Raw genomic sequence first — 22,603 nt, 5'->3', positions numbered from 1 at the left:
TGCTCCTAGCGGCGCCGGATCGTCAGCAACGGTGATTCGTACTCTTCGGCGACCTCGCCGCGCAGGTGGGTCGAGAGGAACGCGGTGAGGACCCCGGCGATCGCCGCGCGGCCCTTCTCGGGGTCCACTGTGGACGGGCGGTCGAGAAACGCGCGGGCCGACGTCGGGTCGACCGGGTCCGCGATACTGAAGTGGTTGCCGCCCCGCAGCCAGGCGAGCACGTGCTCGCCGCCGCGGTCCGGCAGCGCCTCGTCGAACGTCCGGCTGACGGGGTCGTGACTGCCGGCGGCGCCGTAGCGGTCGGAGGAGCCCGCGATGACGCCATCCTCGGTGCCGGCGAGCAGCAGCACCGGCGACTCGACGAGCGCCGGCGCGATCGTGCCGGCCGGCCAGCCGAGCATGGTCGAGACCATGGTGTGCGCGCCGTAGGTGGCGACCGCCCGCACCCCGCGGAAGAACCTGCCGGACTGCAGCGCGACGGTACCGCCGGCGGAGTGCCCGACGAGCGCGAGCCGCGTGGTGTCGAGCGCGCCGTCGAGCAGCCCCGACAATGCGCCGATGATCGGCGCGATCGCCTGGCAGGTCGGCCCCTGACCGTAGGTGTCGGGCCTGGCCAGGGCCAGGTCGACGCCGGGGGTCAGGCCGACCTGGCCGGCGAACAGCGGGCCGACCCAGTCGTAGGTGACCGCGGCGAAGCCCCGGGCGGCCAGGTCGGCGGCCAGCCAGCGGTACGCGTCCTGGCCGACGTTGATGCCGCTCAGGATGAGCACGACCGGGTACGGCGCGTTCGCCGGGTCGGCGCGGAAGTTCCCCGACAGGCGCTCCTCGTCCGACCCGGTGACCAGCGCGGGGTAGTGCACCTTCAGCACGGCCGTGTCGAACGGCTCGGGCTGGTCCGGGATGCGGACCGCGTGCCACAGGGAACGCACGGTGGCGGTCATGGGCGGGGCAGTCGGCGGTCGGCGCCCCACAGCGCGCCGACGAGCCGGTCGGTGGTCTCCTGCCCGAAGTACCGCACGCCCATCACGTTCGCCGGGTCGCGGTCGGCGATGTTGCGCCGGATCGCCAGGTCGCGCTGCCGCAGGGCCGCGCGCTCCTCGTCCGGCACCGGCTCGGCCTCGTCGATCCAGCCGAGCCAGCGGTCGACCTGCGCGTGCAGGACGCCGCTGACGATGTCGAGGTTGCGGGCCTTGCGCTCGAACGAGTACACGTAGGCGTTCGGCGACAGCGACGCGCGGATGAACGGGGCCCGGCTGGTGAACCAGACGAACTCCGGGTCGTCGCGGTGCGCCAGCCAGGCGTCGCTCGTCGGCGCGTAGTAGCGGTCGAAGTACTCCCCGTCGACCAGGAGCTCGGTGCGGGGGATGTAGTCGGTGTAGAACCAGCCGCCCGGCCAGCACAGCAGCGCGATGCCGAGGTGCGGCACGCGGACCTGGGGGCCGAGCCAGCAGGTGAGGTGCAGGTTGACGAAGCTCTGCGCCGGGTTGCCGAGCCACGAGTGCACCATCCAGTCGACCTCGGGGCCGCTGTAGGCGGCGACGCGCCCGCCCGGGCCCTCCGGGTAGGTCCCGTATGCCTCGAGGTCCTCGGTCGACGGGTCGCGCGTGGTGTCGAACCGGGCGTCGATCTTGGCCTTGAGGTCGATGAGGAGCTGCTGGAACTGTGCGAACGTGTCGTGGACGTCGATCACCGGCGACGCGTCGAGCATCTCCTCGACGTGCTGGACCGTCTCTGCCATCGCGGTCACTCCCGGAGTTGTATCGTTATTGGAAACAGTGTTTCGCTCGGCGGAACATCTGTCAACGCGTGATCGCTTCCACGAGCTGCCAGGGGCGCCCGTCGACCAGGTCCGTGCCGCGCGAGACGAGCCGGTTGCGGCTCTGCGCCGGGGTCAGCTCGGCCGTGGCGACCTCCTGGTCCGGCTCGACCAGCGTGGTCACCGGGTGGGAGATCCGGCCGGTGAACGGCCCCTCCCACTGGGTCCACAGGGTGAAGTCGGGGCTCAGCGCGAAGAACGCCGACTCCTTGCCGAGCGGCGCGGCCGCGACGACGTTGAGCCGGTTCTCGGCCGCGCGCTCGGGCAGGCCCAGGCGCAGCTCCCAGTCCTCGGCCGGGGTGAACGGCACGGCCACCACGTCGGCGTCGAGGATCGTCGCGACGCGGAACACCTCGGGGTACACGGCGTCGTCGCCGACCACGACCACCAGCCGCCCCCACGGCAGGTCGAACGTCTCGATCCGGTCGCCGAGCGCGGTGCTGCTCAGCCGCTCGACGGCGTGCAGCTGCGGCTGGCGGCCGACCACGCCGTCCGCGGCGACCACCAGGCCGACGTGCGCGTCGCCGTCGAGGACGCTGGTGACGGCGACCGCCCCGGTGCCGGCGAGCAGCTCGCCGAGGATGCCGGGCGTCGCCGCGTCCTGCAGCTCGGGCAGGACCAGCAGCTGCGCCCCGGCCGCCAGGGCCCGCCGCACTCCGGCCGTCAGGTCCTTCGCTCGTACCACGGCCGCCGTGAGCCTCTGCTCTCCGGCCGGTCGGCGGCCGTTGGCCGCGGGTTGCCGGCCGATCGGCGCGTAGAGGGCCGGTCGGCGGGCCCGGAAGACGTCCGTGCCGTCGGGCCGGCGCTTGTCGCGGGCCGTGGTCACGTCGATGTCCGCGACGACGACCGCCTCGCCGGTGCGCGGCCCCTTCGCGACGACGGTGCCGTCAGGTGCGACGATCTGGCTCTCGCCGGCGCCGTGCAGCCACTCCGCCGGTACCTTGAGGCCCGCGCTGATGGTGCCGAGGTGCTCGGCCGGCAGCAGCGGGCCGACCTTGTTGGCCGCGACGACCCAGACCTTGTTCTCCGCGGCCCGCACCGGGATGTGCAGGCTCGCCTCGTCGGTCGCGAACGAGTTCAGGCTGTTGAGCAGCAGGTCCGCGCCGCGCACCGCGAGCCCGCGGGTGACCTCGGGCGCCACGCCCTCCATGCAGGCGTACATCCCCACCGCGCCGAACGGCGTCTCCACGACCGGCCCGGGCTCGCTGCCCCGGTGGAGGTGGTCGTTCTCGCTGCCCATGAGCGTCTGCTTGTCGCTCTGCCCGACGAGCGCGCCAGCGGGGTCGAACAGCAGGTTGGTGCCGGTCGTGCGGCCGTCGTCCCGGGCGAGGGTAACGTTGATCTTGACGTAGACGCCGCGTTCGCTCGCCTTCGCGGCGACTGCGGTGAGGAAGTCGTCGCCTTCGCGGCACGCCATCCGCCGGGCGTGCTCGCGGTCGTCGTACCACGACAGGTGATTGCAGAACTCCGGCAGCACGACGAGCTGGGCGCCTTCGGCGGCGGCCGCGTCGATCATCCGGAGGCAGGTCGCAAGGTTCGCGGCCACGTCCTGGCCGGCTTCAAACTGGACAGCGGCAACCCGCACCGGGGCCTCCTGGTTCCTCTAGCGGAACAGTGTTTCCCGAACATACACTCAGCGCGCGTTCCTCAACAGTGCTCGGGAGGCCAGGACCGTGCTCACCCACGTCGTCGTCATGAAGTTCACGGACCCCGCGGACGCCCCGGAAGCCAAGGCCAGACTCTCAGCCCTGCTGGGCGTGGTGCCGCAGATCCACACAATTCAGGTGGAGCTGGACACCCTGCGGACCGAGGTCTCGTACGACCTGCTGGTGATGACGACCCACGACGACGCCGACGGCCTGCGCGGCTACCAGCAACACGAGGCCCACATGGAGTTGGCGGGCTGGCTCCGCCCCCGCCTGGCGACCCGCGCGGTGGTCGACTTCTGACGCCGGCGGTCGCGTCGTCGAGCGACGGCTCGGAGCGGGCGCGCGGCTCGTCGCTCGTCGGCTCGCCCATGATCAAGGGAAGGATCTGGTCGCTATGACAGCCAGATCCTTCCCTTGATCATGGGGGGTCGGCTGCGCTTGCACGCTCCGCGCAATCGCAGATAACCGAAATGTCGGATATGTCAGGCACGAAGTGCCGGACATATCCGGAAGGGGTGCCGTACGTCGGTCAGGGCGGGTAGGCGCCCGGGGGTAGGCCGGCGCCGCCCGGGCGGAACGGGCCAGGGGCGTGGATCACGCAGGGCTGGACGTACTCGGCCAGGCCCTCCTCGGCGTACTCGCGGCCCCAGCCCGAGCGTTTCACGCCGCCGAACGGGGCGCGTAGCGACATCCCCGTGCGGTTGTGGGTGTTGACGAAGACGAAGCCCGCCTCCACCTCGCGGGCGAACGCGAACGCCCGCTCCTCGTCCGCGCTCCAGACCGAGGCGCCCAGGCCCAGGTCGTCGTCGTTGGCCCAGGACAGGGCCTGGGCCTCGGTGTCGTACGGGACCAGCGGGACCAGCGGGGCGAACTGCTCCTCGCGCAGCAGCGCCGCGTCCGGGGACGGGGACACCACGAGGACCGGTTCGACGAAGTGGCCGGCCGACAGGTCCGCCACCGAGGTGCCCAGCGGGACCGGTGTGCCCGCCGACAGGGCGGACATGAGCAGGTCCGTCGCGTGGGACCGGGCGTCGGCCGAGATCATCGGGCCCACCGTGACGCCCGGGGTCAGCGGGTCGCCCAGCACGGCCACCCGTTGTGCCGCCGCCTCGTAAGCGGAGACGAACGAAGCCAGGAGGGCACGGGGGACGTACAGGCGCTTGGCCGCCATGCAGACCTGGCCGCTCGTGGCCAGGCTCGCCAGTACCAGACGGTCCATCGCGGCGTCGTCGGGCACGAAGTCGTCGAGGAACACCGCCGGGTCGTTGCCGCCCAGTTCCATCACCGTCGGAATCAGGTGGTCGGCCGCCGCCGTGGCGATCGCCCGGCCTGCCGTCTCGCCGCCGGTGAACGCGACCTTGCGGACCAGGCGGTGGGTCGTCAGGGCGGCCACCAGCGGGGCGTGGCCGTGCAGGGCGCGCAGGACGCCGTCGGGCAGGCACGCGCGCATGATGCGGATGACACGGTCGATCGTCAGGGGGCCCAGCGGGGACGGCTTCACGATGATCGCGTTGCCGGCGGCCAGCGCGGGGGCGATCTTCAGCATCGCCAGGATCACCGGGGCGTTCCACGGGGTGACCGCCACGACCACGCCGTAGGGCTTGTGCTGCACGACCAGGCGGCCGTCGGCGTCGTCCACGACGCGGTCGGGGACCGGGGTGTGGTCGAGGACCCAGTGGAGGTACTTCACCGCGAACCCGAGCTCGCCGCGACAGTCCGCGAGCGGCTTCCCGATTTCGAGGGCCATCAATGTCGCCAACTCGTCGAGCTCGTCCGCCAGCGCGTCGGCGGCCCGGGCCAGCAAGGCACGCCGGTCGTCGGGCGACACCGAGGACCACGAGCGGAACGCCCGGTGCGCGTCCCGGACGGCGTCGTCGACGCGGTCCGGGATGTTGCGCACCACCGCGTCCACGCGGCCGACGACCTCGGCGACACGCGCCGGGTTCTCCCGGAGGATGACCGGGCGGCCGCTCATGCCGCGGTCTCCCGGAGTGCGGCGATCATCGATGACCGCAACAGGTACGTGCGCGACGCGACCGGGTCGGCGGCGAGGGCGCGCAGCTCGTCGGCGTACGCCGAGGCGCCGCCCGAGCGGAGCTTCTCCCAGTTGCGGTGGGTGCTGGCCTGGACGTGGTCGCGGGCCACGATCCGCCGCGCGTCGGCGACGGCGGTGAGCCGCGCGTCGTCACCGGCGGCCACCGCCCGGGCGAGCAGGACCGCGTCGTGGATGCCGGAGTTCATGCCCATGCCGCCGAGGGGGTTGTTGATGTGGGCCGCGTCCCCGGCGAGCAGCACCCGGCCCTGCCGGAAGGAGGCGGCGATGCGCTGGTGGACGCGGTACAGCGTGGTGTGCGCGACCCGCCACGGCCGTCCCGGGTCGGCCACGCCCAGCAGCCGCGCCGGGAGGCGGGAAAGCTCAGCGGCGTCAGGGGTGTCGGGCGGGGTCGGCAGCAGGACGCGCCAATGGTCCGGCGTCCGCAGCAGCACCAGCCACTCGGCCGGGTCGAACAGGTAGTTGACGGCGGCGATCCCGGGCAGCAGCGTCGTCAGGTCCTCGTCGGCCGAGCCGACCAGGAACCGCTCGGGGTACGTGATGCCGTCGAACGACGCCCCGTACAGCGTGCGGCGGACGGCCGAGTTGGCGCCGTCGGCGCCGATGAGCCAGTCGCCGCGGAACTCGTCGCCCGACTCGGTGCGCACCGTCACGCCGGTCGCGTCCTGGGTGACGCCGCCGAGCGCCACCGCCTGGCCGAACCGGACGGTGCCGGCCGGCAGCGACGGCAGCGCGATGCGGGTGAACTTGCTCTGTTCGAGCTGGAGGCGGAAGGGGTACCGCGTGTCGCCCGCGAGGAGCCCGAGGTCCAGTTCGGCGATGATGCCGCCGCCGCGCGCACGGTACTGGAAGGTGGGGGACGCGAGTCCCTGGGCGAGCATCGGCTCGATGACGCCGAGGTCGGCGAGCATCTCCAGGGACGGCGGGTGGAAGGTCGACGCGCGCGACTCGGTGGCCAGCTGCGGCCCGGCCTCCAGCACGACGACGGGCACGCCGGCCCGGTGCAGCGTGAGCGCGGCGGTCAGCCCGACCGGGCCGGCCCCGGCGACGATGACGGTCATGACGGCCCTCCGTAGCGGGAGTCGAGCGCCAGGGCGCCGGGCTGGCCGACGAGGCCGGTGAACTCGTGCCACGACAGGCGCGGCACCGCCCCGGCGTGGCCGGCGCGCGCGATGGCGGCGTAGGCGGCCCGGGCCGCATCGAGCGCGGCGAGCAGCGGGGCGACCGGGTGCAGCACCAGGCGTACACCCAAAGCGGCAAGCTCCTCGTCGGGCAGGCCGTCGCCGGTCGGGCCGCCCGCCTCCGAGCGGTTGACGACGAGGGGGACGCCGGGCAGCGCCTCGTGCACCACGGCGAGGCCGTCGCGGTCGCTGACGCCCTCGACGAAGACGGCGTCGGCGCCGGCCGCCACGTAGCGGGCCGAGCGGTCGATCGCGTCGGACCGGCCGGTGACCGAGTAGGCGTCGGTCCGGGCGACCAGCACCAGGCCGGTGCCGGCGTCGGCGACCGCCCGGATCTTCCCGGCGGCGGTGCCGGCGTCGACGACCTCCTTGCCGGCCAGGTGGCCGCAGCGCTTGGGGCTGACCTGGTCCTCGATGTGCAGGCCGGCGACCCCGGCGGCGGCGTACCGGCGGGCGGTCCACACCGCGTGGATCGCGGTGCCGTAGCCGGTGTCCGCGTCGGCGAGCAGCGGCACGCCGCCGAGGGCGGGCGTGATGGTGGCGGCGCGGTCGGCGATGTGGGTGCCGTGGACGTAGCCGAGGTCGGGCAGGCCGAGGGCGAGCGCGGCGACCGCGGCCCCGGACAGGTGCGCGGCCCGGAACCCGGCGGCGCGGGCCAGGGCCGCGGTCACCGGGTCGTAGACGCCGGCGAGATGGGTGACCCCGGGCCCGGCCAGGAGCGACCTCACCGGCCCTCCACGCCCGTCACCCGCGGGTTCGTGAAGAAGCGCAGCGTCTCCGCCGTGCCCTCCTCGCCCAGGCCGGACACGCCCCACGCGGGCCGCGGCGTGAACAGGTGCAGGCTCATCACCGACGACCCGTTCACCTTCACCTCGCCGGCCCGCACCCGCCGGGCGACGGCCAGCGCGGCGTCCTCGTCGGCACCGAACACGTACCCCTCCAGGCCGTACTCGGTGTCGTTGGCGAGGCCCACGGCCTCCTCGACGGTGTCGTAGCCGTGGACGGTCGCGACCGGCCCGAAGATCTCGTGCCGGGCGGCCTGCGGGTCGGCCCCGGTGACGAGCGCGGGCGCGAAGAAGTCGCCCTCGTCGGGGACCGTGGTCCACCGGTGAACGGTGCCGCCGAGCGCGTCGAGCTGGTGCGCCACGAGCGAGCGGTGCCCGGCGTGGATGAGCGGCCCGAGGTCGGTGGCGGGGTCGGCCGGGTCGCCGGCCTTCAGCGCGGCCAGCCGCTCGCCGATCGCCGGGAGGAGCGACGGCAGCATGGCGTGCGGCGCGACGAGCCGGCCCAGCGCCCGGCACCACTGGCCGTTGAGCGTGGTGAGCAGCTCGACCGCGGCCCGGGCGGCGTCGTCGACCGAGGCGTCGGGCAGCACGACGAGGGGGTTGTTGCCGCCGAGCTCCAGCTGCGCCGGCTTGAGCTGGGCCGCGCACTGGGCGGCGACGGCCCGGCCGCCGGGGACGCCGCCGGTGAACGACACCGCGCGGATGCGGGGGTCGCCGACGACCGCGGCGCCGACCGCCGGGCCGCCGTGCAGGATCTGCAGCACGCCCGGCGGCAGCAGCCCGGCGATCGTGCGCACGAGCAGGTCGGTGCCGTCGGCGGCGTGCTCGCTGGGCTTGACGACGGCCGGGCAGCCCGCGGCGAGCGCGTTGGCCGCCTTGTGCGCGGCCATCGGCGCCGGCGCGTTCCACGGGACCAGGCAGGCGGCCGGGCCCCACGGCAGCAGCTCGACGGTGACCGGGCGGCCGTCGTCGCGGGTGACGGTGCGGGTCAGCCAGCCCTCGCGCAGCTGGGCCGCGGCGAGCCGGAACGAGCCGGTGACGATGAACCCGAGCGGCGTGGTCTGCCGGATCGGCACGCCGGTCGTGGCGCTCTCCAGCGCGACGAGCTCGCCGACGACCGGCTCCAGGGCGTCGGCGCAGGCGTCGAGCAGGCCGGCCCGCTCGTCCGGCGGGACCGCCGCCCACGCGGGCGCGGCGTCGCCGGCCGCGGCGAGCGCCGCCTCGACGACGTCCGGTGCGCTGTCCGGCCGCACGTCAGGCGCCCTTCGAGACGTTGGCGAACAGCGCGTTCTCGGCGCCGGTCGTGACGATGTTGGCCGCCTCGAGGCGCCCGCGCTCCGCCGGGAACGTCATGACCAGGGACATGGCGATGTCCCGCACGGCCCGCGCGATGACGCCCGAGTTTGCGGTACCACTGGTGCCGGTGCACTTCAGTGCGCCCACCGCGACCTCGAAGCAGGCCTCGGTGATCGACCCCTTCGCCATGCGCCACTGGCGGAACACCTCGTCCTTGCCGCGCAGCGGCGGCTCCGAGGTCTCCAGCTCCAGCTGCCGGCGGATCCACAGGTACGCGGTCTCCAGGCGTTCCGTCATGTCGCCGAAAAGTACCTGGTGCATGGGGCTGCTGGCGATGGGGCGGCCGGTGTCGGCGAACGCCTTGCCGGTCGTGGCGGCCAGCGCCGCGTCGTAGGCGGACTGGGCGGCGCCGAGGTACACGGCGGAGATCGCCAGCTGGTTGCCGACGAACGAGCCGCGGCTCACCTGGAGCATCCGCGCGAACGCGCCGGGCACGGTGAGCGCCTCGTCGGCCGGGATGAACACGTCCGTGAGCGTGATGCCCTGGTTCGCGGTGGCCCGCATGCCCAACGCGTCCCAGGCCGGGCGCTCGCCGACACCCGCGGCGTCGCGCGGCACGAAGAACGTGGCGAGCCCGGCGGCGGTGTCGGTGCCGTCGAGCCGGGCGGTGGTGAGGTAGTAGTCGGCGACGCCGGTGGCGCAGCCGAACGACTTCTCGCCGTTGAGCAGCCAGCCACCGTCGACCGGGGTCGCCGTGGTGGTGATCGAGATGTTGGCGGCGGCGCTCTTCACCGACTCGCTGGCGAAGTTGGCCAGCCAGACGCCGCCGGCCATCCGGGTGAGCACCTTCTCGGCGAACGCCTGCACAGCGGGGATCTCGTCGGCCTCGAACAGACCGGCCTTGATCGCCTCCAGGGGCAGCAGGCCGCGGGAGGCGCTGGTGTTGTGGAAGAAGTAGGCGAGGCCGGTCGACGCGCACGCCGAGCCCATCGCGTAGGTGGCCGCGGCCAGGTCGCGCAGCGTGCCGCCGAGGCCGCCGTACTCCTCCGGCACGACCAGGCCGAGCAGTCCCGCGTCGCGCAGCCGGGCCACGTGCTCGACCGGGAACCGGCGCTCCGCGTCGGCCGACGCGGCCTGGTCGCGCAGGGCCGGCAGGACCGAGTCGACCCGCGCGGCGCGGTCCCGCTCGGCGTCGGTCATCGAATCGAGGAGTGCCATGGGTTTCCCTTTCATGGAGGAGCGCGTCATGGGAGCACGCGGTAGGTGCGGCCGGGTAATGCACCGCCCAGGTGCTGTTCGAGCGAGACGGCGGCGCCGACGAGGGCCGCGCGCGGCGAGCCGCAGGCGACACCGAGCCGGTCGGCCAGGAAGAGCACGTCCTCGCAGGCGAGGGCGCCGTCGAGACCGCCCAGGGTGGCGTCGAAGTGGCGCACGCCGCTCTTCATCGCGGTGAGCGCGTTGACGAGGCCGAGGCCGTGCCGGTCGCGCAGGCGCACCCGCAGCGGTACCGGCCGGGCCCGGACGGTCGCGTCCTGCAGCAGCGCGCGGACCTGGCGCGGCGAGGCGGCGTGGACGCCCTCGTCGAGGCCGATCTCGTCGCAGCCGAGGCCGGCCAGCGCGTCGACGGCCTCCAGCACCGTGCTCGCGCGGTCCGGCACGAACGCGTCGGGCAGCCAGGCGGTGACCCGCATGTCGTAGCGGCGGGCCTCGTCGAGGATCCGCTTGGTGACCAGCGGGTCGCCGACCGGCACCTCCAGGACGCCGGCGCCGCCGAGGGCCGCGTCGGCGACCTCGTCGGGGGAGTCCACGAGCGCCGCGGCGGTCGCCGGGTCGCCGGTGGTGACCAGCCCGCCGTGCGGGTCGCGGACCCGCACGCGCACGCCGGCGGCGCGCAGCGCGGTCGCCAGCTCGACGGCGGCGTCCTCGGCGACGACGTGCGAGCGCAGCGCGGGCAGCAGGCCGCTGTCGGCGACCGTGACCTCCTCCGGCAGGACGTCGGCGAGCTGGCCCCAGGCACGCGAGTGGAACAGCAGCGGTGCGACGACCCGCTCGGTCGAGGCGTCCACCACGTGGCCGACGAAGATGGTGTGGTCGCCGCCCTCGTGGGCGTGCACGACCCGGCAGTCCATCCAGCCGACCGCGTCGGTGAGCACCGGCGCCCCGGTGACCCGGGTCTGCCAGGGGCTGCCGGCGAAGCGGTCGGTGACGCCGGCCTCCTGCCCGGCGAACCGGCGGCCGATCATCGTCTGGTCCTTGGCCAGGATGCTCACCGCGAAGACGCCGCTCGTCTCGATGAGGCGGTGGGTGTGGATGCGGCGGTTGAGGCACACGAGGATGAGCGGCGGGTCGATGCTGACGCTGGAGAACGAGCTGGCGGTCATCCCGTGCCAGCCGTCGGGGACCACCGTGGTGACCACGCTGACCCCGCTCGGCCACTGCGCGAGCACCGAGCGGAACGTGTCGTGATCGATCGTCACTCGGGCCACCCTGTTTCACTAAGCGAAACGCCGTACCGCCTACGGTAACGACGCTCGTGATCGGCTGTCAACGAAAGTCGCGACAGCGTTTCCCATGGGGAAATCGACGGCCTAGACTTCTGGGGTGCCAACCACTACGTCAGCCGCCGCGACGCCCGCCAGCGACAGCGCCGACGGCTCGGCCAGCCGCTCCATCGCGGCCGTCGAGCGGGCCATGGACGTGTTGCTGCTCTTCGGCCGGGTCGGCCGGCCCGACCTCGGCGTGACCGAGATCGCCGCCGAGCTCGGGCTCACCAAGGCGGCCGTCCACCGCATCCTCACCGCGCTGCGCAACCGCGACCTGGTCGCGGTCGACCCGACCACCCGGCGCTACGCGCTCGGGCACGCGGCGGTCGCGCTCGGCCGGGCCTACCTGGCCCGCACCGACCTGCGCGCGATCGCGGCGCCGGAGCTGCGCCGGCTGTCCGCCGAGACCGGCGAGACGGCGACGCTGTCCATCCGGCGCGGCGACATGCGGCTCTACGCCGACCAGGTCGTGCCGGAGCAGGAGCTGCGGCTGGAGGTGCAGCTCGGCACGCCCTACCCGCTGCACGCCGGGGCGTCCTCGAAGGCGTTCCTGGCCTTCCTGAGCGCGGACGAGATCGAGTACTACCTGACCCAGCACGCCGTGCTGGAGCCGGTCACCGACAAGACCATCGTCGACGGCAAGGCGCTCCGGCTGGAGCTGGCGGCGATCCAGCGCCGCGGCTACGCGACCTCGCTCGGGGAGCGGCAGATCGGCGCGGCGTCGATCGCGGCGCCGGTGTTCGACCACGACGGTCACGTCATCGCCGTGCTGTCGCTGGCCGGGCCGCTGTCGCGGTTCAAGCCGCGGATGTCGGAGTGCGCCGACACCCTGCTCGCCGCCGCGGCCCGCGTCTCCGCCCACCTCGGCTACGCCCCCGCTTAAGGGATCATGCCGGGCTTGAGGACGCCCAGTGCGGCCGCGGCGAGCACCGAGAGCCAGATGCCCCACACGTACGGCAGGCAGCCGTCGACGGCGCGCCGCAGCGCCCGCTCGACCTCCGGGGTCGAGCCGGTCGTCAGCAGCGCGCCGTAGGGCGCCCCGAAGCCGCGCAGCGTGAGCCGGATGCCGAGGCCGCACGCGATCGCCGTGGCGTAGAGGGCGACCTTGGCGCCGAGCCAGTCCGGGTTGCTCGTCACCCCGAACGGGCGCTCGGCGGCGATCGTGTAGCCGGCCGTGCCGTACAGCGCGAGGATGAGCCCGATCCGGATCGTCCAGTCGGCCCTGCGCACCAACGGGTGTCTCCCCGGCGCGTGGTGGTCGGCGATCGTGAGGGCGAGCCAGCCGAACGCGAACAGCCACACCGGCAGCACGGTCCACCAGTGGAACACCTGCACACCGAACAGCTGCGCGCCGTGCGGGTCGAGCGACATCAGCGTCACCCCGCTCGGCAGGAACAGCACCAGGCAGATCTTCGGGCCCAGGTCCAGGCCACCCATGATCTTCAGCGCGGTACTGCGGGCGACCGGCGGCAGGTCCGCCCGCAGCACGAACCGGCTGGAGTAGAAGACCCCCAGGTCGCCGCCCAGCCAGAACACGAACAGCACGATGTGCAGCAGGATCCACCAGCCCATGCGTGTATGGAAACACCGATCCGCTGTGCGAAACAAGTTCTTGACGCCGGTGTCGCGTGCTGCCTAGCGTCAGTGCCATGACGCTGGGCAACTACTACGAGGACTTCGCGGTCGGCACGGTGTACCAGCACCCGCTCGGGCGCACGATCAGCGAGGCCGACAACACGTGGTTCACGTTGCTCACCATGAACACCAACCAGAACCACTTCAACGCCCACTTCGCGGCCAACGCGCCGTACGGGCGGCTCATCGTCAACTCCGGCCTGTCGGTCGCCATCGTGCTCGGCATCTCGGTGTCCGACATGAGCCAGCACGCGATCATGAACCTCGGCTGGGAGGACATCAGGCTCACCGCGCCCGTCTTCGTCGGTGACACGCTCTACGCCGAGTCGGTCGTCCTGGCCACCCGCGAGTCGGCGTCGCGGCCCTACGCCGGCATCGTCACCTGCAAGACCCGCGGCCTGAACCAGGACGGCGACGAGGTGATGTCGTGGCGGCGGACGGTGATGGTGTACCGCCGGGACGCCCCGCACGACAAGAACCTCTTCCCGGTGGCGAAGACGGGGCCGCTGACCGCATGACGCTTCCCGTGCTGCACTACCAGCCGTGGGGCGAGACGCTCCACGAGCAGCTCGCCGCCGCCCGCGCCGCCGAGGAGGCCGGCGCCGCCGTCGTCTGGGCGCCCGAGCTGCACCGCAGCGCCGTGGTGACCGCCGCGGCGCTCGCCGGCAGCACGGTCGCCGCCGGGGTCGGCACCGGCATCGCGCTCGCCTTCGCCCGCAGCCCGTTCCTCACCGCGCTGTCCGCGCTCGACCTCGACGAGCTGTCCGGCGGCCGGCTGCGGCTCGGCCTCGGCACCGGCGTGCGGCGGCTCAACGAGGACTGGCACGGGGTCGCCTGGGACCGGCCGGTGCACCGGCTGCGCGAGACGGTCGCCGCGATCCGGCTGCTGGTGGCCGGCGCGCACACCGGCGAGCGGCTGGCGTTCGACGGCGCCGACCTGCGCCTCGACGTGCGCGGCTACCGCCGCCCCTACCCGCCGGTCCGCGACCACATCCCGATCTACCTGGCCGGCGTGGGGCCGGCGATGACGGCCCTGGCCGGCGAGATCGGCGACGGATGGCTCTCGCACGAGCTGTGCCCGCCGCGGTACCTCGAGGCCACGGTCCTGCCGCGGCTGCGCGCTTCGGGCCGGTCGTTGGAGGTCGTCGTCTCCGCCTGCTGCGCCGTCGACGACGACCCGGCCGCCGCCCGGGCCGCGGCCGCCAACGTCGTGGGCTTCTACGCCAGCGTGCGCACCTACGCCGACCTGTTCGCCTTCTTCGACCTCGCCGCCGCGCAGGACCGGGTGGTCGAGGCGTTCCGCGCGGGCCGCCCGGCCGACGCCCTGGCCGACGCCGTCGACCCGGTCATGGTCGACCGGCTCACGCTGGCCGGGACGCCCGACGAGGTCGCCGCGCGGCTGGCGGAGTACGCCGGGCTGGCCGACGCCGTGAAGCTCGGCCCGCCGACGTACGGGCTGCCGCCGGCCCGCATCCGCGCGCTGCAGGACAACCTCCTGCGCCTCATCCGGGAGCTCGCCTCGTGAGACCGCTCGAAGACGTGCGCGTCATCAGCCTGGAGCAGTACGGCGCCGGCCCGTTCGGCTCCCTGCACCTCGCCGACCTCGGCGCCGATGTGATCAAGATCGAGGACCCGCGCACCGGCGGCGACGTCGGCCGCTACGTCCCGCCCTACGCCGAGGGCGAGGACTCGCTGTTCTTCGAGACGTTCAACCGCAACAAGCGCTCGATCTCCCTCGACCTCACCGCGCCGGCCGGCCGGCAGGTGTTCGAGGACCTGGTCCGCCACGGCGACGCCGTCTACTCCAACCTGCGCGGCGACGTGCCGGCGAAGATGCGCATCCGGTACGCCGACCTCGCCCCGGTCAACCCGGCCGTCGTCTGCTGCTCGCTCACCGGCTTCGGCATGACCGGCCCGCGCGCAACCCAGCCCGGCTACGACTACGTCCTGCAGGGCCTGGCCGGCTGGATGGCCCTCACCGGCGAACCCGACGGTCCGCCCGCCAAGAGTGGCCTGTCGCTGGTCGACTACGCCGGCGGTCTGGTCGCCGCGATCGCGCTGCTGGCCGGCGTCCACGCCGCCCGCCGCGACGGCCGGGGCATGGACTGCGACCTGAGTCTCTACGACACCGCCGTCACGATGCTCACGTACCCCGGCACCTGGCACCTGACCGCCGGCTTCACCCCGGTCCGCACCCGCCACTCGGCCCACCCGTCGCTGGTCCCGTTCCAGGCGTTCCGGGCCTCCGACGGCTGGCTGGTCGTCGGCTGCGCGAAGGAGAAGTTCTGGCAGCGGCTCGCCGCCCTGCTCGACGCCGACACGGGCACGGCCCTGGCGGCCGACGCCCGGTTCGCCACCTTCGACGCCCGCCGCAACCACGCCGCCGAGCTCCTCGACATCCTGGGGCGCGCGTTCCTGACCCGCCCGGTCGGCGCGTGGCTCGCCGCGCTCACCCCGGCCGGCGTCCCGTGCGGCCCGGTCAACGACGTGGCGGCCGCGCTCACCGACCCGCACACCGCCGCCCGCGGGCTGGTCGTCGAGACCGGGCACCCCGCGTTCGGGACGGTCCGCCAGCTCGCCTCACCGGTGCGGGTCGGGGACGACCCCGTGCGGTACCGCCGAGCCCCGCGGCGCCACGAGGACGCCGCGGACGTGCTGGGGGAGCTGCTCGGCTACGACTCGGCCCGGGTCGCGGCGCTGACCGACAACGGCGCGTTCGGGCCATGACGGTGGCGCGGCGGCTCGCCGAGTGGGGCCTTTCGCTGACGTCGGTCGATGTACCGTCATCGGCGGCCGACGCCACCCGCCGGCACGTCCTCGACGGGCTCGGCACGCTCGTCGCCGCGCTCCACCGGGACGCGGCGACGCCCGCGGTCACCGTCGCGCTCGGGCTCGGCGGCCCGCCGGAGGCCCGGTTGTTCGGGACCGACCGGCGGGTCGGCGCGGCCGCCGCCGCGCTCGCCGGCGGGGCGCTCGTCCACGCCCTCGACTTCGACGACACGCACGCCGGCGGCCTGGTCCACGCCACCGCGCCCGTGCTGCCCGTGGTCCTCGCGCTCGCCCTCGCCGAGCCCGAGCCCGAGCCCGAGCGCTTGTCCGAGCGCGAGTCCGGGCGCGGGTCCGAGCGCGGGTCCGGGCGCGGGTCTGAGCGCGGGTCCGGGCGCGGGTCCGGGCACGGGTCCGGGCGCGCGGCTGAGCGGGTCACCGGCGCCGAGGCGCTCGCCGCGACCGCCGTGGGCCTGGAGACGATCTGCCGGCTGGGTGCCGCCGCGCCGCACGCCTTCCATGCCCGCGGGCTGCACGCCACCGCCGCCTGCGGTGTGATCGCCGCCGCCCTCACCGCCGCCCGCCTGCTCCGCCTCGACGCCGCCCGGACCACCGACGCGCTCGGCATCGCGGCCAGCCAGGCCGGCGGCCTGCTGGAGTTCCTGCACACCGGCTCGTCGACGAAGCAGCTCCACCCGGGCCTCGCCGCCCACCACGGCATCCTCGCCGCCCGCCTCGCCGCGGCCGGCGCGAGCGGCCCGTCGAGCGCGATCGAGGGTTCGTACGGCCTCTTCGCCGCGCTGGCCGGCCGCCGCGTCGACCCCGCCGCCGTGCTGGACGGTCTGGGTGAGCGGTGGGAGCTGACCCGCATCACGATCAAGCCGTACCCGGCCTGCCAGCTCCTGCACGCCCCACTGGACGCCGCGGCCCGCATCGCGGTCGACCCGGACGCGGTCGAGCTGGTCGAGGTGGAGGTCCACCCGGACGCCGAGGCGATCGTGTGCGGCCCCGACCAGGCCGTGCCGCGCACCGCCTACCAGGCGAAGTTCGCGCTCGCGTGGTGCGTGGCCGCGATGCTGCACGACGGCGCGGTCACCCTGGACACGTTCGACGACGTCGACCGCCCGGAGGTGCGGGCCCTCGCGGCGCGCGTCCGGCACCGCGTGACGGCGTTCCCCGGCCCGGCCGCCGACCAGCCGGGCCGGGTCACGGTGACGACCCGCGACGGCCGTCGCCGGACGGCCGAGGTCGCCCGCAGCGGCGGCGGCCCGGACGACCCGGACATCACGACGCTGGTCCGCACGAAGGCCCTGGCGAACCTCGGCCCCGCAGCACCGGCCGTCCTGGCCGCCGTCGATGCCCTGCCGACGGCCCCGGACCTGACGCGGCTGCTGGACGCCGTGCGTACAGCCACGATGTCGGTCGGCCGACCGACCGAAGGAACGAACCGAGGAGGAGCGGCGTGACCGTCCACCTGCCCGCGGTGCCGTATCCGGACGCGGAGCGGCTCCTGCGCGAGGCCGGCCTGAGCCCCGGCGACGTCGTCCACGTGACCGAGTACGTCACCGCAGGCTCCGACCCCGGTGCCAGGGCTGCCGCCCGCAAACCCTACGAGGCGCCGGTCTCGACGATCCCGGTCGCCGGTCTGCTGGCGGACGCGCCAGAGCTGGTCGAGCTGACCGCGTGGCCCGGCGGCGGAACCAGGGCCGGAGAGCTGGTCATCGCCGGCGACCTGGTGTACCTGCCGAGCGTCCACACCACCGAGGGCGGCTTCCGCGAGCAGTACCGCGCCTGCCTCGACCGCGTCGGTGAGCTGCTCGCCGCCGCGGGCCTGGGCCTGGACGCCCTCGTCCGCACGACCGACTACACGGCGACGGCCACCAGAGCGGAGTACCCCCGCTGCGGCCGGCCCCGCAGGGACCTCCTCGGCGCGGCGGGCGTGTTCCCCGGGGCGGCCGGCATCCTGGTCGACACGCCGGTCGAGCCGGGCGCCCACGTCGCCCTCGACGCGCTCGCGTCGACCGGGCCGCTGCGGGCGGTCAACCCCGGCTGGTCCCGCTACGACACGCTGACGTACGGGCCGGGCGTGGTCGCCGGGGACACCCTCGTCATGTCCGGGTTCGGCGCGCTCGACCCGGCGACCCAGCTCGCCCTGCACGAGGGCGACCTGCTGCGCCAGGCGGTGTACCTGTACGACAGCGTCGACCTGGTGGTCCAGGCGGCCGGCGGCGGGACCGTCACCCGCATCCTCGACTACATCACGCCGGCCGCGGTGCCCGACCATCAGCGGCTCGCCGCGCTGCGCGCCGAGCGGTACCCGGACGCCGTGGTGACGACCGTCGTGTGCAGCGCGCTGCTGCGGCCGGAGTTCCTGCTCGAGTCGGTGCCGACGGCGGTGCTCGACCGATGAGCCTCCTGACCGAAGAGATCCGCGCCCTCGTCGGCACGTCCGTCGTGTACACCGCGCCGGAGCCGCTCGGGCGGGCCGCCATCCGCTACTTCGCACTCGCGGTCGGCGACGACAACCCGGTGTACACCGACGACGACGCCGCCCGCGAAGCCGGGTACGACGGGGTCGTCGCGCCGCCGACGCTCGTCTGCGAGACCAACCAGTACGCCGGACTGCCCCGCGACGCCGACGGGTACGCCGGCCACGGCTGGGGCATCGAGCTGCCCGGCACCCGCCAGGTCCGGGGCGGCAACGCGTACGTGTTCCACCGGCCGGTCCGGCCCGGCGACGTGATCACCGCGACCTGGACCCTCGCCGCCGCCGACGAGCGGACCACGTCGGCGGGGCAGGACATGCTGATCCTCACGTCGCGGGCCGAGTACACCAATCAGGACGGCGAGCCGCTCGTGAGCAACGAGGAGACGATCATCTACGTGGCGGTGACGCCGTGAGGCCCGGGTTCGAGCTGCCCTGCCTGGAGCGGCGCATCGAGCTGCCCGACATGGTCGCCTACGCGGGCGCCACCTGGGACTGGCACCGCCTGCATTACGACCCGGCGTACCTGGCGCCGCGCGGGCTGGACCGGCCGGTCGTCGACGGCCAGGTCTTCGGCGCGCTGCTCGCCGAGCAGGTCCAGGACTGGCTCGGCCCGGCGGCGAGGCTGACCGCCCTGTCGTTCCGGTTCAAGAACCTCGTGTTCGCCGGCGAGACCGTCCGCTGCATGGGCACGGTGTCCACAGTGGAGGACGGGCTCGTCACGGTCGTGCACCGGGTCGACGTCGTCGACGACGGGCGGGTCGCGGTCGCGCCGGCGGTCTCCGTGGCGCGGCTGCCGTGAGCACGGGCGTGGTGGTGGTCGGCGCCGCCGAGTCCGACCTCGGCGTCACCGGCAAGACCGCGCTGCACCTGCAGGCCCAGGCGATCACCCGGGCCCTCGCCGACGCCGGCCTGCGCCTGTCCGATGTGGACGGCCTGGCCACCAACGGGGTGTCGCGCTTCGCCGCCGCGCAGGTCGCCGAGTACCTCGGCCTGGGCCCGCGCTGGACCGACTCGACGTTCGCCGGCGGTTCGGCGTTCCAGCTGTACGTCGGGCACGCCGTACAGGCGATCCGGGCCGGCCAGGCGTCGGTGGTCGTCATCTCCTACGGCTCGAACCAGCGCACGGCCCGCAGCCGCACCCACGACCCCTACGAGCCGCAGACGCCCGAGGCGCAGTTCGAGCGCCCGTACGGCCCGCTCTACCCGGTCTCCGCCTACGCCCTCGCCGCGCAGCGGTACCTGTTCTCCTACGGCGCCGCGCGCGGGCGGGCCGCGCTGAGCGCGGTCGCCGTCGGCGCCCGCGAGTGGGCGCTGGAGAACCCGCGCGCCTACCGGTACGGCGCCGGCCCGCTCACCGCTCTCGATGTCGAGAGCTGCCCGCTGGTGAGCGACCCGCTCACGACCGCCGACTGCTGCCTCGTCACCGACGGCGGCGGCGCGGTCGTGCTGGTCTCCGCCGCGCGGGCCCGCGACCTGCCCGGCGCGGCCGTCCCGGTGCTCGGCTACGGCGAGGCGACCACCGGCACCTCGATCATCGGCCTCGGCGACCTGCTGCACACCGGCGCGGCCGAGTCCGGCCGGCGCGCGTTCGCGATGGCCGGGCTCACCCCCGCGGACGTCGACGCGGCCCAGATCTACGACTCGTTCACGATCACCGTGCTGCTGTCCCTCGAAGCGCTCGGCTTCTGCGCACCCGGCGAGGCGCCCGACTTCCTCGCCACCGGCGGGCTGCCGCTGAACACGTCCGGCGGGGGTCTGTCGTACTGCCACCCCGGCCAGCTCGGCGTGCTGCTGCTCGTCGAGGCCGTCCGGCGGCTCCGCGCGACGGCCGACCGGGTCGCGCTCGTCCACGGTACCGGCGGCATCCTCTCCACCCACGGCACGGTCCTGCTGGGAGCGCCGTCGTGAACGTGCCGCTCGACGAGACCACGCAGCAGTGGTGGGACGAGACCCGCGCCCGGCGCCTCACCGTCCAGCGCTGCGGCGCGTGCGGCCATCTCCAGCACTACCCGCGGCCGGTGTGCCTGTCGTGCGGCGGTGCCGCCCTGTCCCTGGTACCGGTGGCCGGCACGGGTGTCGTGGAGACGTTCACCGTCGTGCGCCGCACCGCCTACGCGGACCTGCCCGCGCCATACGTCGTGGCCGTCGTCGCGCTCACCGAGGGGCCCCGGCTGCTCACCAACGTCACGCCGCTCGACGCCGTCGCGATCGGCCGGCCCGTACGCGTCGACTGGCGGCCGCTGGACGACGGCCGCAACCTGCCCGTCTTCGTCCTGGAAGGGTGACCACAGTGGACTTCGAGCTCAGCGACGAGCAGCGGCAGTTCCGCGACGTGCTGCGCGACTTCGTCGACCGGGAGATCCGGCCGGTCGCGCAGGAGTGGGAGGCCACCGACCGGTACCCCACCGAGATCGTCGAGTCGATGCGCCGGATGGGCCTGTTCGGGCTGACCGTCCCCGAGGAGTACGGCGGGCTCGGCGCCGACATGGTCTCCTTCGCCCTCGTCTTCGAGGAGATCGCCAAGGGCTGGATGGGCATCGCCGGCATCCTCGGCAGCCACTCCCTCGCCTGCTGGCTCATCGCCCGGCACGGCACCGAGGAACAGAAGCGCCAATACCTGCCGGACCTCGCCACCGGTGCCCGCCGCAGCGGGATCGGCCTCACCGAGCCGGACGCCGGCACCGACCTGCAGGGCATCCGCACGGTCGCCCGCCGCGACGGCGACCACTACGTCGTCACCGGCCGCAAGACCTGGATCACCAACGCCCGGCACGCCGACCCGCTGCCGGTGCTCGTCAAGACCGACCCCACCGCGTCGCCGGCCCACCGCGGCATGTCGGTGCTGCTGGTCGAGGCCGGGACGCCCGGCTTCGAGGTGCTGCGCGACCTGCCCAAGCTGGGCTACAAGGGCACCGAGTCGTGCGAGGTGCTCCTCGACGACGTCCGCGTCCCGGTCACCGCCCTGCTCGGCGGGGTCGAGGGGCGGGGCATGCAGCAGGTGCTGTCCGGGCTCGAAACCGGCCGGATCAACGTCGCCGCCCGCGCCCTCGGCATCGCGCAGTCCGCCTACGACGAGGCGCTGCGGTACAGCTCCGTCCGGACGGCCTTCGGCTCGCAGATCTCCGAGTTCCAGGCGATCCAGCTGCGGCTGGCCGACATGGCCATGCAGGTCCAGGCGGCGCGCCTGATGGTGTACTGGGCGGCGTCGCGCGCCGACGCCGGACAGCGCGTCGACCTGGAGGCCGGGATGGCGAAGGCATTCGCGTCCGAGGCCGCCGCGGCCTGCGCCCTGTCGGCCATGCAGGTCCACGGCGGCTACGGCTACTCCAAGGAGTTCGTGGTCGAGCGCCTGTACCGCGACGCGCCGCTCATGATGATCGGCGAGGGCACGAACGACATCCAGCGCATCGTGATCGCCCGTGCGCTGACCAGCGGAAAGGGCCGCATCGGATGAGGTCGTACCTGTACGTGCCGGGCGACGCCCCGGCGAAGCTGGCGGGTTCGCTCACCCGGGGCGCCGACGCGGTCATCGCCGACCTCGAGGACGCGGTACCGGCCGCGGCGAAGTCCGCCGCGCGTCTCGCCGTGCGCTCCTGGCTGTCGTCGCTCCCGGACGCCGGCCGCCCGGCCGTGTGGGTCCGGATCAACCCGGGCGAGGCGGGCTTGGAGGACGCCCGGGCGGTGGCGGTGCCCGGCCTGGCCGGCGTCTGCGTCGCCAAGGCCGAGACGGCCGGCGAGCTGACCGCGCTGGCCGCCGTCCTCGCCACCGCCGAGGAGGCCGCGGGACTGCCGGTCGGCGGCATCGCCGTCGTGCCGCTGCTGGAGTCCGCGGCGGCCGTGCTCAACGCCGTCGAGCTGGCCCGGGCCCCGCGGGTGGCCCGGTTGCAGCTGGGGGAGGCCGACCTGCGCGCCGACCTGGGCCTGACGCCCGGCCCGGACGAGCGCGAACTGCTGCCGATCCGCTCCCACGTCGTCGTGGCCAGCGCGGCGGCCGGGATCGCCCCACCGGTGGCCCCGGTGAGCACCGACTACCGCGACCTCGACGCGCTCCGCTCGTCGACGGAGGCCCTGCGCCGCCTGGGCTTCGTCGGGCGGGCCTGCATCCACCCCGCCCAGCTCCCGGTCGTCAACGAGGTCTTCACGCCGTCGCCCGAGCGCCTGGCCGAGGCGGCCGACCTGGTCCGCCGCTACGACGCGGCGGTGGCGTCGGGCGCCGCCGTCCTGGTGGGAGCGGACGGCCGCATGGTCGACGCGGCGGTGGTCCGCGCCGCCCGCCGCCTACTGTCCCGACCCCACTAACCACGTCACGCCGCCCCACGCCGGTCCGTACGGCGTCGGTCTGTGCGGCGCCGGCACGCGCCACGCTGGCCCACCCCGCGCCGGCCCGCCCC

23 protein-coding genes are annotated in these 22,603 nt (G+C 74.4%); 13 read left to right on the top strand and 10 right to left on the bottom strand.

Annotated elements, in window-relative coordinates; genetic code table 11:
- Positions 1-5: 5 nt before the first annotated feature.
- From ABZS66_RS38035 to ABZS66_RS38025, 3 genes are all read right to left on the bottom strand, one after another.
- Positions 6-941 carry an alpha/beta hydrolase gene (locus ABZS66_RS38035; protein ID WP_354766462.1) on the bottom strand — a complete coding sequence of 312 codons (936 nt, stop codon included), beginning with the start codon at positions 939-941 and terminating at the stop codon, positions 6-8.
- The gene (locus ABZS66_RS38030; protein ID WP_354766496.1) at positions 938-1,738 is read right to left on the bottom strand and encodes an oxidoreductase; all 801 of its coding nucleotides are present in this window, start codon (positions 1,736-1,738) and stop codon (positions 938-940) included. The genes ABZS66_RS38035 and ABZS66_RS38030 overlap by 4 nt, the downstream gene beginning before the upstream one ends.
- Before the next feature lie 61 nt (positions 1,739-1,799).
- Entirely contained in the window at positions 1,800-3,401 is a 1,602-nt protein-coding gene (locus ABZS66_RS38025; RefSeq protein WP_354766460.1) for a nitrilase-related carbon-nitrogen hydrolase, read from the bottom strand.
- A gap of 88 nt (positions 3,402-3,489) precedes the next feature.
- On the opposite strand from ABZS66_RS38025, the gene ABZS66_RS38020 reads away from it, so the two are divergent.
- Positions 3,490-3,765 carry a Dabb family protein gene (locus ABZS66_RS38020; RefSeq protein ID WP_354766458.1) on the top strand — a complete coding sequence of 92 codons (276 nt, stop codon included), beginning with the start codon at positions 3,490-3,492 and terminating at the stop codon, positions 3,763-3,765.
- 229 nt (positions 3,766-3,994) lie between these two features.
- Here the strand turns inward: ABZS66_RS38020 and ABZS66_RS38015 are convergent, their stop codons facing one another.
- The 6 genes from ABZS66_RS38015 to ABZS66_RS37990 are packed head-to-tail and all read right to left on the bottom strand — an operon-like array spanning position 3,995 to position 11,257.
- Positions 3,995-5,440, bottom strand: coding sequence for an aldehyde dehydrogenase family protein (locus ABZS66_RS38015; RefSeq protein ID WP_354766456.1), 1,446 nt, complete (start codon positions 5,438-5,440; stop codon positions 3,995-3,997).
- Complete coding sequence (locus ABZS66_RS38010) at positions 5,437-6,579, bottom strand: NAD(P)/FAD-dependent oxidoreductase (RefSeq protein ID WP_354766455.1); 1,143 nt, start codon at positions 6,577-6,579, stop codon at positions 5,437-5,439. The genes ABZS66_RS38015 and ABZS66_RS38010 overlap by 4 nt, the downstream gene beginning before the upstream one ends.
- Positions 6,576-7,427 carry an isocitrate lyase/PEP mutase family protein gene (locus ABZS66_RS38005; RefSeq protein ID WP_354766453.1) on the bottom strand — a complete coding sequence of 284 codons (852 nt, stop codon included), beginning with the start codon at positions 7,425-7,427 and terminating at the stop codon, positions 6,576-6,578. The genes ABZS66_RS38010 and ABZS66_RS38005 overlap by 4 nt, the downstream gene beginning before the upstream one ends.
- Positions 7,424-8,737 carry an aldehyde dehydrogenase gene (locus tag ABZS66_RS38000; RefSeq protein ID WP_354766451.1) on the bottom strand — a complete coding sequence of 438 codons (1,314 nt, stop codon included), beginning with the start codon at positions 8,735-8,737 and terminating at the stop codon, positions 7,424-7,426. Before ABZS66_RS38000 ends, ABZS66_RS38005 begins: the two co-directional genes overlap by 4 nt.
- 1 nt (position 8,738) lies before the next feature.
- A complete protein-coding gene (locus ABZS66_RS37995) occupies positions 8,739-9,998 on the bottom strand; it encodes an acyl-CoA dehydrogenase family protein (protein ID WP_354766449.1) in 1,260 nt (419 codons plus the stop codon).
- Positions 9,999-10,024: 26 nt separating this feature from the next.
- The gene (locus ABZS66_RS37990) at positions 10,025-11,257 is read right to left on the bottom strand and encodes a flavin reductase (RefSeq protein ID WP_354766447.1); all 1,233 of its coding nucleotides are present in this window, start codon (positions 11,255-11,257) and stop codon (positions 10,025-10,027) included.
- A 124-nt stretch (positions 11,258-11,381) separates the two neighbouring features.
- On the opposite strand from ABZS66_RS37990, the gene ABZS66_RS37985 reads away from it, so the two are divergent.
- Positions 11,382-12,206, top strand: a complete 825-nt coding sequence (locus ABZS66_RS37985) for an IclR family transcriptional regulator (RefSeq protein ID WP_354766445.1) — start codon at positions 11,382-11,384, stop codon at positions 12,204-12,206.
- On the opposite strand, the gene ABZS66_RS37980 is transcribed toward ABZS66_RS37985, so the two are convergent.
- A complete protein-coding gene (locus tag ABZS66_RS37980) occupies positions 12,203-12,895 on the bottom strand; it encodes a hypothetical protein (RefSeq protein WP_354766443.1) in 693 nt (230 codons plus the stop codon). The genes ABZS66_RS37985 and ABZS66_RS37980 overlap by 4 nt on opposite strands.
- Positions 12,896-12,951: 56 nt before the next feature.
- Here ABZS66_RS37980 and ABZS66_RS37975 point away from each other — a divergent pair, with 56 nt between their 5' ends.
- From ABZS66_RS37975 to ABZS66_RS37925, 11 genes are read left to right on the top strand one after another with little or no spacing between them, the layout of a single operon-like run.
- The gene (locus tag ABZS66_RS37975) at positions 12,952-13,476 is read left to right on the top strand and encodes a MaoC family dehydratase (RefSeq protein WP_354766441.1); all 525 of its coding nucleotides are present in this window, start codon (positions 12,952-12,954) and stop codon (positions 13,474-13,476) included.
- Positions 13,473-14,483, top strand: coding sequence for an LLM class flavin-dependent oxidoreductase (locus tag ABZS66_RS37970; protein ID WP_354766439.1), 1,011 nt, complete (start codon positions 13,473-13,475; stop codon positions 14,481-14,483). The genes ABZS66_RS37975 and ABZS66_RS37970 overlap by 4 nt, the downstream gene beginning before the upstream one ends.
- Positions 14,480-15,685 carry a CoA transferase gene (locus ABZS66_RS37965; RefSeq protein ID WP_354766437.1) on the top strand — a complete coding sequence of 402 codons (1,206 nt, stop codon included), beginning with the start codon at positions 14,480-14,482 and terminating at the stop codon, positions 15,683-15,685. The genes ABZS66_RS37970 and ABZS66_RS37965 overlap by 4 nt, the downstream gene beginning before the upstream one ends.
- The gene (locus ABZS66_RS37960; RefSeq protein ID WP_354766435.1) at positions 15,682-17,190 is read left to right on the top strand and encodes an MmgE/PrpD family protein; all 1,509 of its coding nucleotides are present in this window, start codon (positions 15,682-15,684) and stop codon (positions 17,188-17,190) included. Before ABZS66_RS37965 ends, ABZS66_RS37960 begins: the two co-directional genes overlap by 4 nt.
- A complete protein-coding gene (locus ABZS66_RS37955) occupies positions 17,187-18,134 on the top strand; it encodes a RidA family protein (RefSeq protein WP_354766433.1) in 948 nt (315 codons plus the stop codon). Before ABZS66_RS37960 ends, ABZS66_RS37955 begins: the two co-directional genes overlap by 4 nt.
- Positions 18,131-18,625, top strand: coding sequence for a MaoC family dehydratase N-terminal domain-containing protein (locus ABZS66_RS37950; RefSeq protein WP_354766431.1), 495 nt, complete (start codon positions 18,131-18,133; stop codon positions 18,623-18,625). The genes ABZS66_RS37955 and ABZS66_RS37950 overlap by 4 nt, the downstream gene beginning before the upstream one ends.
- Positions 18,622-19,011: a MaoC/PaaZ C-terminal domain-containing protein gene (locus ABZS66_RS37945; RefSeq protein ID WP_354766429.1), complete on the top strand. Its 390-nt coding sequence runs from the start codon at positions 18,622-18,624 to the stop codon at positions 19,009-19,011. The genes ABZS66_RS37950 and ABZS66_RS37945 overlap by 4 nt, the downstream gene beginning before the upstream one ends.
- The gene (locus ABZS66_RS37940; RefSeq protein WP_354766427.1) at positions 19,008-20,120 is read left to right on the top strand and encodes a thiolase; all 1,113 of its coding nucleotides are present in this window, start codon (positions 19,008-19,010) and stop codon (positions 20,118-20,120) included. Before ABZS66_RS37945 ends, ABZS66_RS37940 begins: the two co-directional genes overlap by 4 nt.
- Positions 20,117-20,497 (top strand): OB-fold domain-containing protein, encoded by a 381-nt coding sequence (locus ABZS66_RS37935; RefSeq protein ID WP_354766425.1) that lies wholly within the window; start codon positions 20,117-20,119, stop codon positions 20,495-20,497. Before ABZS66_RS37940 ends, ABZS66_RS37935 begins: the two co-directional genes overlap by 4 nt.
- A 5-nt stretch (positions 20,498-20,502) precedes the next feature.
- A complete protein-coding gene (locus ABZS66_RS37930) occupies positions 20,503-21,666 on the top strand; it encodes an acyl-CoA dehydrogenase family protein (RefSeq protein WP_354766423.1) in 1,164 nt (387 codons plus the stop codon).
- Positions 21,663-22,511 (top strand): CoA ester lyase, encoded by an 849-nt coding sequence (locus tag ABZS66_RS37925; RefSeq protein WP_354766421.1) that lies wholly within the window; start codon positions 21,663-21,665, stop codon positions 22,509-22,511. The genes ABZS66_RS37930 and ABZS66_RS37925 overlap by 4 nt, the downstream gene beginning before the upstream one ends.
- Positions 22,512-22,603 lie beyond the last annotated feature (92 nt).

The organism is Dactylosporangium sp. NPDC005572 (assembly GCF_040605515.1).
Classification (GTDB): domain Bacteria; phylum Actinomycetota; class Actinomycetes; order Mycobacteriales; family Micromonosporaceae; genus Dactylosporangium.
This window is presented reverse-complemented; position numbering and strand designations above follow the sequence as displayed.